The 15,245-nt window shown below is 70.6% G+C and carries 14 protein-coding genes and 1 riboswitch; of the genes, 7 read left to right on the top strand and 7 right to left on the bottom strand.

Going from position 1 to position 15,245, the window contains the following annotated elements:
* Positions 1-54: 54 nt before the first annotated feature.
* The 6 genes from IEY60_RS29070 to IEY60_RS29045 all read right to left on the bottom strand — a co-directional run bounded on the left by IEY60_RS29070 (position 55) and on the right by IEY60_RS29045 (position 5,982).
* Positions 55-1,938, bottom strand: coding sequence for a peptidoglycan D,D-transpeptidase FtsI family protein (locus tag IEY60_RS29070; protein ID WP_189033690.1), 1,884 nt, complete (start codon positions 1,936-1,938; stop codon positions 55-57).
* Complete coding sequence (gene ftsL, locus IEY60_RS36025; protein ID WP_229740218.1) at positions 1,935-2,912, bottom strand: cell division protein FtsL; 978 nt, start codon at positions 2,910-2,912, stop codon at positions 1,935-1,937. Before ftsL ends, IEY60_RS29070 begins: the two co-directional genes overlap by 4 nt.
* Positions 2,909-3,907, bottom strand: coding sequence for a 16S rRNA (cytosine(1402)-N(4))-methyltransferase RsmH (rsmH, locus tag IEY60_RS29060; protein ID WP_189033689.1), 999 nt, complete (start codon positions 3,905-3,907; stop codon positions 2,909-2,911). The genes ftsL and rsmH overlap by 4 nt, the downstream gene beginning before the upstream one ends.
* 219 nt (positions 3,908-4,126) lie before the next feature.
* The gene (gene mraZ, locus IEY60_RS29055; protein WP_189033740.1) at positions 4,127-4,558 is read right to left on the bottom strand and encodes a division/cell wall cluster transcriptional repressor MraZ; all 432 of its coding nucleotides are present in this window, start codon (positions 4,556-4,558) and stop codon (positions 4,127-4,129) included.
* 420 nt (positions 4,559-4,978) lie between these two features.
* Positions 4,979-5,407 (bottom strand): SCO2097 family morphological protein, encoded by a 429-nt coding sequence (locus tag IEY60_RS29050; protein WP_189033688.1) that lies wholly within the window; start codon positions 5,405-5,407, stop codon positions 4,979-4,981.
* Between the two features lie 125 nt (positions 5,408-5,532).
* Positions 5,533-5,982: an SAV_6107 family HEPN domain-containing protein gene (locus tag IEY60_RS29045; RefSeq protein ID WP_189033687.1), complete on the bottom strand. Its 450-nt coding sequence runs from the start codon at positions 5,980-5,982 to the stop codon at positions 5,533-5,535.
* Positions 5,983-6,098: 116 nt separating this feature from the next.
* On the opposite strand from IEY60_RS29045, the gene IEY60_RS29040 reads away from it, so the two are divergent.
* The 5 genes from IEY60_RS29040 to IEY60_RS29020 all read left to right on the top strand — a co-directional run bounded on the left by IEY60_RS29040 (position 6,099) and on the right by IEY60_RS29020 (position 11,339).
* Entirely contained in the window at positions 6,099-6,731 is a 633-nt protein-coding gene (locus tag IEY60_RS29040; RefSeq protein ID WP_189033686.1) for a GNAT family N-acetyltransferase, read from the top strand.
* Positions 6,728-8,305, top strand: coding sequence for a phytoene desaturase family protein (locus IEY60_RS29035; protein ID WP_189033685.1), 1,578 nt, complete (start codon positions 6,728-6,730; stop codon positions 8,303-8,305). Before IEY60_RS29040 ends, IEY60_RS29035 begins: the two co-directional genes overlap by 4 nt.
* Positions 8,306-8,528: 223 nt before the next feature.
* On the top strand, positions 8,529-9,293 hold the full coding sequence (locus IEY60_RS29030) for a carotenoid biosynthesis protein (protein WP_189033739.1): 765 nt from the start codon (positions 8,529-8,531) through the stop codon (positions 9,291-9,293).
* Between the two features lie 125 nt (positions 9,294-9,418).
* Positions 9,419-10,165, top strand: coding sequence for an LppM family (lipo)protein (locus IEY60_RS29025; RefSeq protein ID WP_189033738.1), 747 nt, complete (start codon positions 9,419-9,421; stop codon positions 10,163-10,165).
* 1 nt (position 10,166) lies between these two features.
* The gene (locus IEY60_RS29020) at positions 10,167-11,339 is read left to right on the top strand and encodes a glycosyltransferase (protein WP_189033684.1); all 1,173 of its coding nucleotides are present in this window, start codon (positions 10,167-10,169) and stop codon (positions 11,337-11,339) included.
* 197 nt (positions 11,340-11,536) lie between these two features.
* Here IEY60_RS29020 and IEY60_RS29015 read toward each other — a convergent pair whose 3' ends face one another.
* Positions 11,537-12,235: a hypothetical protein gene (locus IEY60_RS29015; RefSeq protein ID WP_189033683.1), complete on the bottom strand. Its 699-nt coding sequence runs from the start codon at positions 12,233-12,235 to the stop codon at positions 11,537-11,539.
* A gap of 212 nt (positions 12,236-12,447) precedes the next feature.
* Positions 12,448-12,542, top strand: a riboswitch (SAM riboswitch).
* A 15-nt stretch (positions 12,543-12,557) separates the two neighbouring features.
* Between IEY60_RS29015 and IEY60_RS29010 the strand changes: the two genes are divergently transcribed.
* Together IEY60_RS29010 and IEY60_RS29005 are read left to right on the top strand one after the other, a co-directional pair.
* Entirely contained in the window at positions 12,558-14,177 is a 1,620-nt protein-coding gene (locus tag IEY60_RS29010; RefSeq protein ID WP_189033682.1) for an ABC transporter substrate-binding protein, read from the top strand.
* A gap of 2 nt (positions 14,178-14,179) precedes the next feature.
* Positions 14,180-15,208, top strand: coding sequence for an ABC transporter permease (locus IEY60_RS29005; RefSeq protein WP_229740217.1), 1,029 nt, complete (start codon positions 14,180-14,182; stop codon positions 15,206-15,208).
* Positions 15,209-15,245 lie beyond the last annotated feature (37 nt).

The raw sequence follows: 15,245 nt of genomic DNA, 5'->3' as shown, positions 1-15,245 counted from the left end.
GGTTACCGACGCGCGGTGTCGGACGGACAACGCGGGTTGTGCCAAGGCGAAGAGTTAGAGCCCGGCCTCCAGCACCAGCCGCTTGGGCTCCGGCGAGGGCGGCACCCGGTCGCGCTGCAACGCCCAGGAGGCGATGGTGTGGAACAGCGGCGCGGCCGACCCGCCACCGGTGCCGTCGGAGCTGCGGACCGGCGCGTCGAGCATCATGCCGATCACGTAGCGGGGGTTGTCGGCGGGCGCCAGCCCGGCGAAGGTGATGTAGAACGACGAGGTCGAATAGCACCGGCAGCCAGGGTCCACCTTCTGCGCGGTGCCGGTCTTGCCCGCCACCTGGTAGCCCTCGATCGCGGCCTGTGCGCCGGTGCCCATCTGGTAGCCCATCGGGTCCTTCTGGACCGTCGCCTGGAAGATGGTACGCAGCGTGCTCGCGGTCTGCGGGCTCACCACGCGCACGCCGTCCGGCTGCAGTTCCTCGGTGCGGGTGCCGTCGGGGGCGATCCTGGCCTTGACGATGCGCGGCGGAATGCGCAGGCCGTCGTTGGCGATGGCCTGGTACATGCCGGTCATCTGCAGCGTCGTCATCGAAAGACCCTGGCCGATGGGCAGGTTCGCGAAGGTACCGCCGGACCACTGGTCGCGCGCGGGCACCTGGCCCGGGCTCTCGCCGGGCAGGCCGATCCCGGTGCGCTTGCCGAGGCCGAAGCGGTCGACCATTTCGGCGAAGCGGTCCTCGCCCACGCGCTGCGCGAGCATGAGAGTGCCCACGTTGGAGGACTTTCCGAAGATCCCGGTGGTCGTGTACGGCGCGGTGCCGTGCTGCCACGCGTCGTTGACGGTGACGCCCGACATCCGGATCGAGCCGGGCACCTGCAGCACTTCGTCGGGGGTGGTCAGGCCGTATTCGATGGCGGCGGCGGCGGTGACGATCTTGTTCACCGAGCCGGGCTCGAACGGTTCGGAGACCGAGGGGTTGCTCATGTTCGCCGAGGCCCAATGCTGGGGTCCCAGTGCGGGATTGAAGGTGTTGTCGTTGGCCATGGCCAGCACCTGACCGGTCTTGGCGTCGAGCACCACCGCCGAGGCCGAGGACGCGCCGGACAGCTGTTTGGCCTGCTGCACCTGCTGCTGGACGAAGTACTGCATGTCCTCGTCGAGGGTCAGTTCCACGCCGTGACCGTTGACCGCGGGCTGCTGATCCCGGTAGCTGCCCGGGATCACCGCGCCGTCGGAGCCGCGGTCGTAGGTGCGCGAACCGTCGGTGCCTGCGAGGACCGAGTCCAGCGCGGATTCCAGGCCGATCTGGCCGTGCCCGTCCCACCCGGTCGCGCCGACCACATTGGCCGCCAGCGCTCCACCGGGGTATTCGCGCAGGTCCTGGCGTTCCTGGCCGACCTCCGGGTACTTGGCGATGATCTCCGAGGCCACCCGCGGATCGACATTGCGCGCGAGGTAGGTGAAGGTCTTGTCGCTGCGCAGTTTGTCCAGCAGCTCTTCTTCCTTGGGCGCTGCCGCGCCGAGCTTGTCGTGGACGAACTTCGCGATGTCCTTCAGCCGCTGCTCCGGATCGGGCGCGCTCGACTTGGCCTTCTTGGCGTCGGCCAGCTGCTGGCGCACCCGGACCGGCTGGAAGGTCAGCGCTTTCGCGGTGATGGTGAAGGCGAGCCGGTTGCCGTTGCGGTCGGTGATCGGGCCGCGCACGGCGGCCTCGGTCTCCTTGGTGGTGCGCTGCGACGCGGCCTGCGCCGAAAGCGCGGGCGCGGCGATGCTCTGGATGTAGAGCAGCTGCAACGCCACCACCGCCAGCGTGGCCAGCAGAGTGACCCGGCCGACGCCGAGGCGCAACCGGATCGGCCGGTCCGGCGAGAGCGAGCCCGAACGGCGGGCCCTCGACGAGACCGGCCCGCGTCGCCGTGGCGACGCGGGCCCGCTCTGCCTCATCGACCGCCCTCCGGGGCGACGATCTGCGGCGTCTCACTCGGTGGCCGGGCCGCGGGGCTCGGTTGTCCGACCGCGACACCCGGTGCGGGCGGCGGCGTGTCGGTCTGCGCCTGACCGTCCACCGGCGCTCGACCGGCCGCGGGAGCCATCGGCGCCGGCGCTTGGCCGTCCACCGGAGCTTGGCCGTCCACCGGCGCCGGAGCTTGACCATCCACGGTCTGACCGGGCGCCGTCGCTTCGACCGGAGCCGGGGCGAGCGGCGCGGGCGCCGGTGCCGCCGCGGGCTGGGGCGAGACCACGGGCGCCTGCGGCTGGGCGGGGGCGCCACCTTGGCCCTCGGGCGCGGCGGGGGTATTCCCCGGCGCACCGCTGGGCGTGGCCGGACTCGCGAGCGTAGCGCCCGGCTGCACCGGAACCACCCGCTCCCCCTGTGCCTGCAAATGTCCAGGCGGCGGACCGCTGGGCGTCGTGGTGGGCGGGCTGTTCAGCGGCGGCGCGGGCGCGCCCTGGGCGGGCGTCGGCGTGCCGATGACGGTGACCTCACCGCCGGGACCGAGCACCAGCCGGGCCGGGTCCTTGGCGGGAATCATGCCCAGTTCCCTGGCGCGCGCGGCCAATTCGGGGGCCGAGTCGGCGGCGGCGACCTCGCGCTGCAGCGCGGCCCGCTCGTCGGCGAGCTTGCGGTTGACCGCCCTGGCGTCGCCGAGCTGGTAGCTGTCCTCGGCGGCGCGGGTGGTCAGCAACAGAGTGAGGGCGAGGCCGCAGCCGAGCAGTCCGATGATGGCGGTGACGAACGGGATCCGCCCGGCCATCGTGGATGCCCGTTCGGGCAGCTCGATGCCGTCGAGCAGTTGCTCCCTGGTGCGCTTGCGCGCGTAGGCCCGCTGTGCGGCACCGGACTTCACCCGTTCGGCCGCCTCGACGCGACGGGCCGTACGCCCCGGTACTGCGACGGTGCTCGTCCGCACGCTCATCGTGTCCCCTCCTGTGTCCTCCCTGACCTCTCCGCGATCCGTTCGGCCGCGCGCATCCGCACCGGCGCGGATCGCGGGTTGACCTCGATCTCGGACTCGGTCGCCTTCTCCGCACCTCGGGTCAGCATCCGGAATTCCGGTCCCATGCCGGGCAGTTCGACCGGCAGGTCCATCGGTGATCTGGACACGATGCGTGGCGCGAATTCCTGCTTGACCAGCCGGTCCTCCAGCGACTGGTACGACATGACGCAGATCCGCCCGCCGACGCGCAGCGAATCCAGGGCCGCCGGCAGCGCGGCGCGCAGCGAATCGAGCTCACCGTTGACCTCCACCCGCAGGGCCTGGAACGTGCGCTTGGCCGGATGACCGCCGGTGCGCCGCGCCGCGGCCGGGATGGTGTCGTAGAGCAGTTCGACCAGCTCGGCGCTGGTGGTGAACGGCTTGACCGCGCGCCTGCGCAGCACCTCGGAGGCGATCTTGCCCGCGAACCGTTCGTCGCCATAGGTTTTCAGCACCCTGGCCAGGTCGCCGTGGCTGTAGGTGTTGAGCACGTCGGCGGCGGTCGGGCCGGTGGTCGGGTCCATCCGCATGTCCAGCGGGGCGTCGACGGAGTAGGCGAAGCCGCGATCGGCCTCGTCGAGCTGCATCGACGACACCCCGAGGTCCATCAGAATCGCTGACACGGACCCGATCTCGGGCAGTCCGGCCTGATTCAGCGCGTCGGCGATCCCGTCGTAGCGGGTGTGCACCAGGGTGATCCGGTCGGCGTAGGGCGCGAGCCGCTCGCCTGCCAGTTTCAGCGCGGTGGTGTCGCGGTCGAGCCCGACCAGGTGCGCGTTCGGATACGTGCGCAGGAAATGTTCGGCGTGCCCGCCCAGGCCGAGGGTCGCGTCGATGTAGACCGCGCCCGGTTCGCTCAGCGCGGGCCCGAGCAGTTCGTCGGCGCGTTGGAGCAGGACCGGCACATGACGGGGGTTCTCGGTGTCATGGTTCACCTCGACCTCCCGGGATACTGCCTCGCGTCGCAGACGGGTCGCCTTGCCACACAGTGCTTTTCGAATGAGATTGCGGTCTGAATGAAGCTGCTCCACCGCCCTTGCGATGGAACCGGCGAATGCGTCGAGGTCTCTGACCGAGGCGCGGCACCTGGCGTCGGGGAAGTACGTCAGGGTCCACGCCCGGGCAGAGGCCTCGCAGCACTCGCGTGCTCCGGGCTAGAAGATCCCGCCCAGCGACTCGTCTCTGGCTTGCGCGTAGTCCTCCTCGTGCTCGGCGAGGTAGGACTCCCACGCCTGCTTGTCCCATATCTCGAGGAAGTCGACGGAACCGATCACCACGCAATCACGCGTGAGATTCGCATAGCGTCGATGGTCCGGCGACAACGTGATCCGGCCCTGTGCATCCGGACGTTGCTCGTCGGTGCCCGCCGCCAGCGCTCGGACGAAAGCCCTTGCCTGCGGGTTGCTTCGAGACGCCGCCGCGGCCCGCCGCGCGAGCGCGGTGAACTCATCTTTCGGATACACGGCCAGGCTGTGGTCTTGGCCTTTCGTGACCATCAACCCTCCCGCCAGATCGTCTCGGAACTTCGCAGGCAACGTCAGTCGCCCTTTGTCGTCCAATCGGGGGGTGTAGGTACCGAGAAACATCTCGGCCACCTCCCTACTGGATCACCTCGCCGTACGGCCTCTCCTGTAGTGCGCGACCCACATTACCCCACTTTCCCCCACTTTCAATCGAAACCCCGGGTGATCCTGCTCCCCGCCAACACAATTCCGCAGGTCATGCCAGCTATCACCGAGATTCGGGGTTATCGCGTGTTCGGGCAACCCGCGCGGGTCGGCAACCCGCGGTTCCGACAACGTTCAGCAAACATCCCAGGTGCGACCGGCGTCGGCGCCCGCCGGAGGGCCGCGCGGGGGCAGGGTGGGGAACGGTGGGGAAGGTGGGGGAACCGCCCTGACCACAGGCCCGGCGGACGGCAGGCACCGGAGACAGACGAAGGCGGCGCCGCACCCGATCGGGTGCGGCGCCGCCTTCGATGCCGTTACGCTCCGGCTACAGCCGAGCTACTCCTGCTCGAACCTTCGGCGGAACCGGTCCTCCATCCGCTCGGAGAAGCCGCCCGACTTGCGGGGACGGCCACCGCGCCCGGTCGAGCCACCCGACGGGCCACTGCCCGCGGCGGGAGTCTCGGTCGAGTCCGGACGAGCGGACCTGCGCGAATTGCCGATCATGAGCAGGACACCCGCCCCGAACATGGCGATGAATCCGACGAGACTGATGATCGGGAAACCGCCCGGCTTGAACGGGGCGGCGATGCCGGCGACGAGCAGGAACAGACCGATGGCGAACAACGCCGCGGCCTGCAGTCTGCGTCGACTCGACGTGGAGCGAAGTCGTCCGCCGCGGACGGACGAGGCGAACTTCGGATCCTCAGCATAGAGAGCGCTCTCGATCTGTTCGAGCATGCGCTGCTCGTGCTCGGAGAGTGGCACGGTACCTCCCCCGGCACTAGGCGTGGCTGGTCGCCTCCGGGTAGGCGACGGGTAGCCGACCTTGGCGGCTATCTGCTCCCCATGATACGAGTTCGATCGAAGCCGTACCACCTACTCGGTGATAACTAAGCAGTCATGTCCCGGTCGCGACTCGGCTGCGGGCGTGTCTTGGCCGCGGCGACCAGCGCATCGTCGACGTCGTAGAGGAATGCGCCGACCCGTGAACAGAACTCATCGGCTCGGGTGTCGGTGATCGCGCGGTCCAATCCGGCCTCCAGATCGGCCCGCAGCTGCGAATGGGCCTCGAAGTAATCGGCCCACATCGCGAACTCGGGTGTGGCGCGTCTCAGCAATACCCACGCACTGCGCGACCTGGCCCGCGGCGCCCGGTCGGCGCCGGTGAGCGCGATCATCGCGCCCGCGCCGCGCAGGGCGGCCAGGTAGGCGGTGCGGAATCGCTCGCCCGGCTCGTGTTCCCAGGCCGAATCGGTGAGCAAGGCGTCGGCCTGACGTAGCAGCCCGCCCGCGCGACCGTCGTGCCCCGCGTGCTCCCGACCATCGTTGCGACCAGCCATCTGCTGCCCCTTTCGCCCCTCGCACAGATCGAACAAGCATTCGAACGTTTGAATTGAGATTGAATATAGGGACACCCACCGACAACTTCCGCGCCTGCGCGCCATCGACGAGAGCCATGACAGCCGTCAAGCCGAATCACACCCCCGCACCCGTCGTCGTCGACCTCACCGTCGCCGCCCTGCGGTCGCGCCTGCACGACGCCCTCTCGGTGTATGTCGCCGCGATGGACTATCCCCGCGGCACCGAACACCACCGCGCGCCGATGTGGACCGAGCACACCACCCGCGCCGGCTGGCGCGCCGTGGCCGCCCTGCTCCCCGACGACTCGGGCTCGGTCGACCTGCGCACCGCCCCGATCGTCGCGATCGCCTACGGCTACAGCGGCGCGCCGCGGCAGTGGTGGCATCAGCAGGTGCACACCGGAATGCGCCGGTGCGGCTGGCCGGAAGCGGCCGCTCGCGACCTGCTCGCCGACTATTTCGAACTCACCGAACTGCACGTGCACCCCACCGCGCAGGGTCGCGGGATCGGGTCGACGCTGCTCGAGCGCCTGCTGGCGGACCGGCCGGAGGCGGCCGTGCTGCTGTCGACGCCGGAGGTGCCCGAGGAGGCCAACCGGGCGTGGCGGTTGTACCGGCGGGCCGGATTCACCGATGTGATCCGCAATTTCGTGTTCGCCGGCGACACCAGGCCGTTCGCCATCCTGGGCCGGCGGCTGCCGCTGCCCGCCTCCGGCAGCCGAGCGTGAGGTCGGCGGGAACGACGATCGTCGTCGGTTCTGGTCACAACGCGCTGGTCGCCGCCTGCTATCTGGCGCGAGCCGGGCAGCGGGTGCAGGTGCTCGAGCGCGACGAGGTGCCCGGCGGCGCGGTGTCGACCGTCGAGCGGTTCCCCGGCCATCTGGTGGATCGCGGGTCCTCGGCGCACATCATGATCCGGCACACCGGGATCATCGAGGAGCTCGAGCTCGAGCGATTCGGGCTGCGCTACATCGACTGCGATCCATGGGGTTTCACGCCGTCCGACGGCGTACGCCCGCCGATCGTCTTCCATCGCGATCTGGATCTGACCTGCGCGTCGATCGCCGCGGCCTGCGGTGAACGCGACGCCGACGCCTATCGCCGTTTCGTCTCGGTGTGGGGTGAGCGCAGCGCGCGGGTGATGCGGTCCTTCGGTGGTCCGCCGACACCGGGCAGGCTGCTGCGCTCGTTCTGGGGGCTGGACGCGCGCGACGGCGGCAGCGCGCTGTCGCGGGAGTTCCTGCAGTCCGGTGACGCGCTGCTGGACTACTGGTTCGACGACGAACGGCTCAAGGCGTCGCTGGCCTGGTTCGGCGCGCAGTCGGGTCCGCCGATGTCGGAACCCGGCTCGGCGCCGATGGCCGGTTTCGCCGCGCTTATGCACACCCTGCCGCCGGGCCGGGCCGTGGGGGGAAGTGGGGCGCTCAGCGCGGCCCTGATCGCCCGGCTGCGTTCCGACGACGGTGAACTGCACACCGGTGACGCCGTCACCGCGCTGCGCCGCACCGGCAGCGGCTGGCAGGTGTCCACCGCATCGGGGCGAAACCTGCACGCCGACACCGTGGTCGCGGGCTCCCACATCCTGGCGACCCTGGATCTGCTGCGCGCGGGCGATTTCGACACCGACACCCTCGACGACTGGCAGCGCCGGATCCGGGTCGGCCCCGGCATCGGCATGGTGGTGCGCCTGGCCACCGACCGGCTACCGGAATACCCCGGCGCCTCCCCCGCCGAATCCGCCCGCGGCCTGCAGTTCCTCGTCTCGGACCGGAGCCAGCTGCGCCTGGCCCACGGCGCGGCCCTGGCCGGTTCGCTGCCGCCGCGACCGGTGGTGCTGGCGATGAGTTTCAGCGCCCTCGACCCGACCATCGCGCCGCCTGGCGAACATCAGCTGTCGCTGTGGGCGCAGTGGCATCCCTACGAGCTCGCCGACGGCAGCGACTGGGCAGCACACGCCGAGCGCGAGGCGGATCGGATCATCGGCGAGGTCGACCGTTACGCACCGGGATTCGCGTCCTCGGTGCGGCAGCGGTTCGTGCAGACCCCGGTCGATCTCGAACGGGAAATGGGGCTACGTGGCGGCAATGTCATGCACGTCGAGATGTCGCTCGACCAGATGATGCTGTGGCGGCCGCTGCCCGAGCTGTCGGGTCAGCGCGTCCCGGGCGCTCCCGGCCTGTATCTGACCGGTGCGTCCACCCATCCCGGCGGTGGGGTGTCCGGTGCCAGTGGGCGCAGTGCCGCGCGGCTGGTCCTCGGCGATCGACGAACTCGCCGATTCTCGTTGCCGCGCAGACGATGAGAAGCGCCATGCCGGGCGTTCGGGAGTCGAAGCCCGATACGGACGCCCACCCTGATGCGGATGCCGGGCTTCTGGCCGCTGCCGGGCAGGCAGGTAGGCGGCGGCGGTGATCGACACACGCGGCTTCCGACGTTGTGTGAGCGACGCGGGTCGCGCGGTCCGCGGGTGGGCGGGCGCCGATCCGCGCCGCCTCCTTCCCGCTGTCACGCCCGCTGTCACGGCCATGCTGCTGGTCCTGGTCCAGATCGCCTATCCGCTGAGTGCGGGCACGGCACGTGATCGCATCACCGTCACCGTCGTGGTGCTCTCCGCGGCGACCGCCGTGCTGCACGCGGCCACCACCCGCGGATGGCGCTGGGCCGTCGGGTTCTTCGTCATCGTCTCGGGTCTCGGCCTCGCCGCCGAGGTCATCGGCACGGCCACCGGGTTCCCGTTCGGTGACTACGCCTATGCCGTCGACCGGATCGGACCCGCGCTCGCCGAGGTTCCGCTGGTGGTCCCCCTGGCTTGGACCGGCGGGCTCTACCCGATCTGGATCGTCGCGGGTCTGCTCGTGCACCGAGACGCGAGCATCGGGTCGGCAGTGCGACGCGCCGGGCTGTTCGTCGTGGGTGCGGTCGGCTGGGATCTGTTCCTCGATCCGCAGATGGTGGCCGACGGCCAGTGGACCTGGCAGGTCACCGACGCGGGGCTGCCCGGTCTCCCGCAGATCCCGTACACCAACTATCTCGGCTGGGCGCTGGTTGCCGCGGTGATGGCGCTGCTGCTCACCGTGCTGGACCGGCTGGTTCCGCCTGCCCGTGACCCGTCGGTGGCGGTCCCGGTGGCCGTGTTCGGATGGACCTGGCTCGGCTCGACGCTCGCGCACGCGGTCTTCCTCGGTCTGCCCGCGTCCGCGGTCTGGGGTTTCCTCGGCCTGGCGCCGCTCGGCATCCCGCTCCTGCTGCGCGCCCGATCGCACGAAACAGCAGCGGACCGCACGAACTGAGGCCCGGAATCATGGGCGAAATGCCTGTTCGGCACGGGTCGGCGCGACCTGGTGGGCCCGTCGTGTGTGTTCTCGGGCCCGGGCCTGGCACGATGTCAACCGTGCAGCCGAGTCTCGTCGCCGACATGCCCACTCCTTCGCCGCGTCGTCATGGGCCAGCGCGTCGCGTCGCGGCCGTCGCCGTCCTGCTGGCGATGCTGGTGCCCGCGCTGGCCGGGTGCCTGCGGGTGCAGGTCTCGATGGGCGTGTCGTCCAACGACCGGGTGTCGGGACGGATCGTCGCCGCCGTCGTCCCGACCGGCGCCGACGACAAGGGTCCGCAGCTGAAGGCGCCCGATTCGCTGGCGGCCAAGGTTCGCGTCGAGAACTACAACCAGGACGGGTACGTCGGCACGCAGGTGTTCTTCGACGACCTGTCCTTCGGCGAGGTCGGCCAGCTCGGCGGCCTGTCGGATCAGACCCAGGGCATGTTCACCCTGGAGTTCCAGCGCAACGGCGACCTGGTGAGCCTCACCGGCCGCGTCGACCTGGAGTCGGTGCCGCCGCAGGGCTCGGACGTGCAGTTCTCCATCGCCTTCCCGGCCCGCGTCGCCAAGACCAACGGCACCCGCGAGGGCGACAACACCGTGTCCTGGAAGCTGCCCGCCGGTGAGACCTCCACCCTGCGGGCCGAGGTGAAGTACGCCGACCCGAACACCCGCTCGTTCGCCGGCTGGGCGGGCATCGTCGGCGGCATCACCCTCGCCGTCGCCGCGCTCGTCGCGGGCCTCGCCTTCCGCGACCGCAATCCCGGCCCGCCGAATGCACCGCGCGGCGGTTTCTCGCCACAGGAGATGTGGCGCGACATCACCAGCCGCAGGCTGGGCCGCTGACATGGGCGCGGCGGTCCGCTACCTGACCTGGGCAGGCACCGGTCTGGCCGCGCTGGGCGCGACCACCGCCGCCTACAACCTGGTCACGTTGCGCACCCTGCCGCGCCGGGTCGCCGGCGTGATCGAACCCGTGACGGTGTGCGTGCCCGCCCGCGACGAAGCCGACCGCCTGCCCGACCTGATCGCCGACCTGCGCGCCCAGACCGGCGTGCCGCGCCTGCGGGTGCTCATCCTCGACGACGCCTCCACCGACAACACCTACGAGGCCGCACTCGCCGCGATCGGCGACGACGACCGCTTCAGCGTGCTCCGCTCCGCTGCCCACCCCGCCCCCGGCTGGACCGGCAAAGCCGCCGCCTGCGCCCGCCTCGCCGCCCGCACCGACGCGGCGGCCCTGGTCTTCGTCGACGCCGACGTCCGCCTCGCCCCACACGCCGTGGCCGCCGCCGTCACCGAATTGCGCAGGCGCGCAGCCGGTCTGGTGTCGGCCTGGCCGGTGCAGGAGGCGGGAACGAGCACCGAGCGTCTTGTCCAGCCACTGCTCGCGTGGTCCTGGGCCTCGACCCTGCCCCTCGGCCCGGCCAATCACAGCCTGCGCCCCTCGACCGCGGTCGCGTGCGGGCAGTTCCTCGCCGTCGACGCCGAGGCGTATCGCGCGGGCGGCGGTCACGCGGCCGTCGCCGCCAGCGCCACCGAGGACCTCGATCTGGCCAGAGCGCTGCGCCGGGCAGGCCATGGCACCGCCCTGGTGACGGCCGGTCGGGCAGCGAGCACCCGGATGTACACCGGCGCAGGCGAACTCACCGACGGCTACACCCGCTGGCTGTGGTCGGCCTACGGCGGCCGGATCGACGCCGGCGCCGCGATCGGAGCGCTTGCCGCCCTTGCCTATTGGATTCCCCCACTCGCCGCCCTCTGTGGACGGGGCCGGACCCGCCGCGCCGGACTGCTCGGCTACCTGGCCGCGGTAGCAGGCCGGCTCGCCGCCCGCAGCACCGAAACCCGCCGCGCGCCTACCCCCACCGACATCGCATCAGCCGTGGCCCACCCCCTGGGCGTAGCCCACTACCTGACCCTGTGGACGCGCTCGCACCACCGCCACCGCACCGGCAGACTGCACTGGAAACAACGCCCCCTCGTCGCCCCGGCAACCGTCACCGCACAGCGCGCCTGACCCTGTAGCAGTCAGCCCTCGCCAGGATCTCCCGCGCGATCCGCAGACTCGGCGCCCTCGACCTCGGTGCACGCCAGGAAGATGTCGTCCGCCGCGACGGCAGCATTGGCCGAAGCCGGTACTTGCCGGATTCGCCGGGGTGGTGGCGCTGATCATGGGAACGGTCCGGCTCGTCGTGGAGTAGGACACCCGAACGCTCAGGGGACTTCGGTGATTCCGATGGTCGGGAAGAAGAAGCAGGAGCGGCCCGCGTTGTCGGTGGTGCCGAAGACGGCGGCCAGGACGGTGCCGTGGCCGGTGTCGACGGGGACCGCGCGCACGCCGCCGACGGGGATGGCGGTGAACAGGAAGTCGCGGATGGCGGTTTCGGCGAGGGGGCGTAGTTCGACGGGTACCTCGGGCGGGACCATCGCGCGGACGATGTCGGCGATCGAGCCCATCGAGGCCAGGCCACCGCGGCCGGTGCTGATGTTGAGCCAGGCCACCTGCATGCCGGAGGTCTTGGTGGTGGCCGTGTCCGGTGACAGGCCGTAGGGCAGGAAGGTGAACATCGTCTGGCCGGATTTCACGGCGGTGAGGTCGAGGCCGGGGATCTGGACGGTATTCGCCGGCCACGGGCCGGGGACCGCACCCGCGACGGCGGGAACGAGGCCGAGGTCGTCACCGCCGCAGTTCGCGGCGACCGTGGGATACAGGAACGGTTGGACGCCGAGCGCTTCGAGGGTGTCGACGACGGTCTGATACGCGCCGAGCAGGTCGCCGGGACCGGCCGTCTGCGCCGCCGGCGCGTCCCTGGTTACCTCGGGCGCTGCGACCGCGGTGGGCGCGGCCAGTAGCAGCGCGGCGGCACAGGCCGCCAGCGTGGTCAGTGTGGTGCAACGACGCGGCTCGGTCACGGCGCACTCCTCATGGACGCGAAGACATCTGACGCTACTCCCGTACCGGGCGTAATTCGCGCAGGTGAGGTGGCACCGAGCCGTCGGCGCGTCGCAGAGTGTGCCCGAGTACGCCGCCGGTTCCAAGCTCTGCGCTCACGCTGATCCTTACCGTTGTGAAGCATCCCGGCAGTGCCACATGCTGATTCGGCACCGGCCCCTGCGGCCGGGCGCACCCATCCAGAGCGACCGAGAGACCTGGCTCGATGACGTCGCAGCAACCCGCCCGTTCCCCGGGTGTGGGTGCTTCCGCCGGGTTCGATGGAGGAAGAAAGTGCACCCTGTGATCGGTCCCCGTCATCGTCTCGCCGCCGTCGCCGGCGTTCTCGCCGTCGCCACCTCCGTGGTCGCGTGCGGTAGCGACAGCGCAGGTTCGGGTGGGCAGGCCGGTCCGCCGCAGCCCGGCGGCACGCTGCGGTACGGCCTGTCGCAGGCGCCGTCGTGCTCGGATCCGGCGCAGGCGGGCTCGAATCAGTCCATCTACGTCGCCCGCCAGATCGTCGACTCGCTGACCGATCAGGACCCGAAGACCGGCGCGATCACGCCGTGGCTGGCCACGAGCTGGGAGGTCAGCTCCGACGCGAAGGTGTTCACGTTCAAACTCGCCGACGGCGTCACCTTCAGCGACGGCACCCCGCTCACGGCGGACTCGGTGCGCGACACCTTCGACGCGATCGTGAAGCTCGGTGGCGCGAAGGCGCCGCTCGGCACGAGCTACCTCACCAACTACGTGGGCACGACCGCGGTCGACAAGCTCACCGCCCGAGTGGAATTCAGCCAGCCCAACGCCCAGTTCCTGCAGGCCTCCTCGACGCCGCAGCTCGGCATCCTGGCGCAGGCGACCAATGCCGAACCGGCCGAGGCCAGGTGCGCGGGCGACAACATCGGCAGCGGGCCGTTCACCTACGCCGGCTACAAGCAGGACGTCTCGGTGACGCTGGCGAAGCGGGCCGGATACCACTGGGGCTCGGCGGTATTCGGGCATCAGGGCGAGGCGTACCTGGATCGGATCGAGTTCACCGTCGTCCCCGAATCCGGGGTACGCACCGGCAGTCTCGTCTCCGGTCAGCTCGACGCGATCAGCGACGCGCTGCCCCAGGACGCGCCGCAGATCGAGGCCGTCGGCGGTCAGGTGCTGTCCACGTCCAACCCCGGCACGCCGTTCGGCCTGCACCCCAACGTAACTCGTGGTCCGCTGCGCGATCCGGCGGTGCGCCAGGCTCTGCTGCCCGCGCTGGACCGCAAGCAGCTCGTGGACACCGTGCTCGGCCCGCAATTCAAGGCCGCGACCTCGACCCTGGCCTCGGCGACACCCGCGTACGCGGATCTGTCAGCCCAACTGCCCCACGACCCGGCCAAGGCGAAGTCGATCCTCGACCAGGCAGGCTGGGTCCCCGGCGCCGACGGCATCCGCACGAAGAACGGTGAGCGCCTGAGCTTCTCGGTGACGTTCAGCCAGGTGTTCGCGGGCAACCAGGCGATCCTGGAGCTGGTGCAGCAGCAGCTGCGCCAGGTGGGCGTCGACCTGACACTCGACCTGGTGTCCCTGCCGGAGTGGACCGCCACGATGAACTCCAAGGACTACGACGCCACCTACGGCAACTCCACCCGCGCCGACGGCGACATCCTGCGCACGTCCTTCTCGCTCACCGGTCGCAACCTCAACGCCCGTGGACCGATCCCGGCGCTGGACGAAACACTGGACAAGCAGCTGGCCGCCAATGATCCGGCCGCACGGGCGACGCTGATCAAGACCGCGCAGCAGCAGATCCTCGACAACGGCCTCTACATCCCCACCGTCGAGTTGTCCCAGGCGATCGGCGCGGCCTCGAACACCCAGGATCTGAAGTTCGAGGCCTCGGCCCGGCTGCAGTTCTTCGACACCTGGCTGAGCGGGCGCTGATCATGGGGCGCTACGTGGGCTCCCGGGTGCTGCAGGCGATCTGGGTGTTGTGGGCGGCGTTCACGATCTCCTTCGTCGTGCTCTACCTGCTGCCCACGGATCCGGTGTCGATGGCCGCCGACGGCGGTGGGCCCGGCACCGCTGTCGACAAGGTGGCGATCGCGGAGCTGCAGGCCCGCTACGGCCTGGACAAGCCGCTGTGGGAGCAGTACGTGAGCGCGCTCGGCAATGCGGTCACCGGTGACCTCGGGCGGTCCATCAGCACCGGTCAGCCGGTCACCGAGGCGCTCGGCGACGCGCTGCCGTCGACTCTCGGATTGACCCTGCTAGCCCTGCTTTTCGCCGCGATAGGTGGCACCGCTGTGGCCTTTGCCGCCACCTACACACGACGGCCGTGGCTGCGCAACGCGCTCGGTGCCCTGCCGCCGCTGGGTGTTTCGGTACCGACCTTCTGGACCGGCCTGATCCTGTTGCAGCTGTTCTCCTTTCGCCTGCACTGGTTCCCGGCGTTCGGCGGGACGGGACTGCGCGGCACCCTGCTTCCCGCGCTGACCCTGGCGCTGCCGATCGGGGCGGTGATCGCCCAGGTGCTCGCCGCCGGACTCGAGCAGACGTGGCGGCAGCCGTTCACCGAGGTCGCGCTCGCCAAGGGCGCGTCGCGGTGGTGGGTGCAGCGGCGCCACGTCGCCCGGCTGGCGAGCGTGCCCGCGTTCACCATCGCCGGTGTGCTGGTGGGCACCATGCTGGCCGGGTCGGTGGTGGTGGAGTCGGTGTTCGCCCGCGCCGGTGTCGGCAGGCTGACCCAGACGTCCGTGCTCAACCAGGACATTCCCGTCGTGCAGGGCGTGGTGCTGCTGTCGGCGCTGATCTTCGTCGTCGTGAACCTGACCGTCGATCTGCTGTATCCCCTGCTCGATCCGCGGATCACCGGTAGCCGGGGGCGTACGAAACTGACGACGCCCTCCGGCGACAGCACCGAACTCCCGGATACGAAGGCCGATGTCGCCGCGAAGGCGGTGCACGGTGCCTGACTCCACGCCCGCTCCGGCCGCCTCGGAGACCGGCATC

Origin of the sequence: Nocardia rhizosphaerihabitans (assembly GCF_014646295.1) — a bacterium.
In the GTDB taxonomy this organism is placed as follows: domain Bacteria; phylum Actinomycetota; class Actinomycetes; order Mycobacteriales; family Mycobacteriaceae; genus Nocardia; species Nocardia rhizosphaerihabitans.
The sequence above is the reverse complement of the archived record's forward strand: the minus strand, read 5'-3'. Positions and strand labels throughout refer to the sequence as shown.

Bases quoted from the DNA above. Each gene is read 5' to 3' on its own strand.
- IEY60_RS29070 (WP_189033690.1), bottom strand. From the start codon at position 1,938: ATGAGGCAGAGCGGGCCCGCGTCGCCACGGCGACGCGGGCCGGTCTCG.
- ftsL (WP_229740218.1), bottom strand. From the start codon at position 2,912: ATGAGCGTGCGGACGAGCACCGTCGCAGTACCGGGGCGTACGGCCCGT.
- IEY60_RS29005 (WP_229740217.1), top strand. From the start codon at position 14,180: ATGGGGCGCTACGTGGGCTCCCGGGTGCTGCAGGCGATCTGGGTGTTG.
- mraZ (WP_189033740.1), bottom strand. From the start codon at position 4,558: ATGTTTCTCGGTACCTACACCCCCCGATTGGACGACAAAGGGCGACTG.
- IEY60_RS29030 (WP_189033739.1), top strand. From the start codon at position 8,529: ATGCTGCTGGTCCTGGTCCAGATCGCCTATCCGCTGAGTGCGGGCACG.
- IEY60_RS29025 (WP_189033738.1), top strand. From the start codon at position 9,419: ATGCCCACTCCTTCGCCGCGTCGTCATGGGCCAGCGCGTCGCGTCGCG.
- IEY60_RS29045 (WP_189033687.1), bottom strand. From the start codon at position 5,982: ATGGCTGGTCGCAACGATGGTCGGGAGCACGCGGGGCACGACGGTCGC.
- IEY60_RS29020 (WP_189033684.1), top strand. From the start codon at position 10,167: ATGGGCGCGGCGGTCCGCTACCTGACCTGGGCAGGCACCGGTCTGGCC.
- IEY60_RS29040 (WP_189033686.1), top strand. From the start codon at position 6,099: ATGACAGCCGTCAAGCCGAATCACACCCCCGCACCCGTCGTCGTCGAC.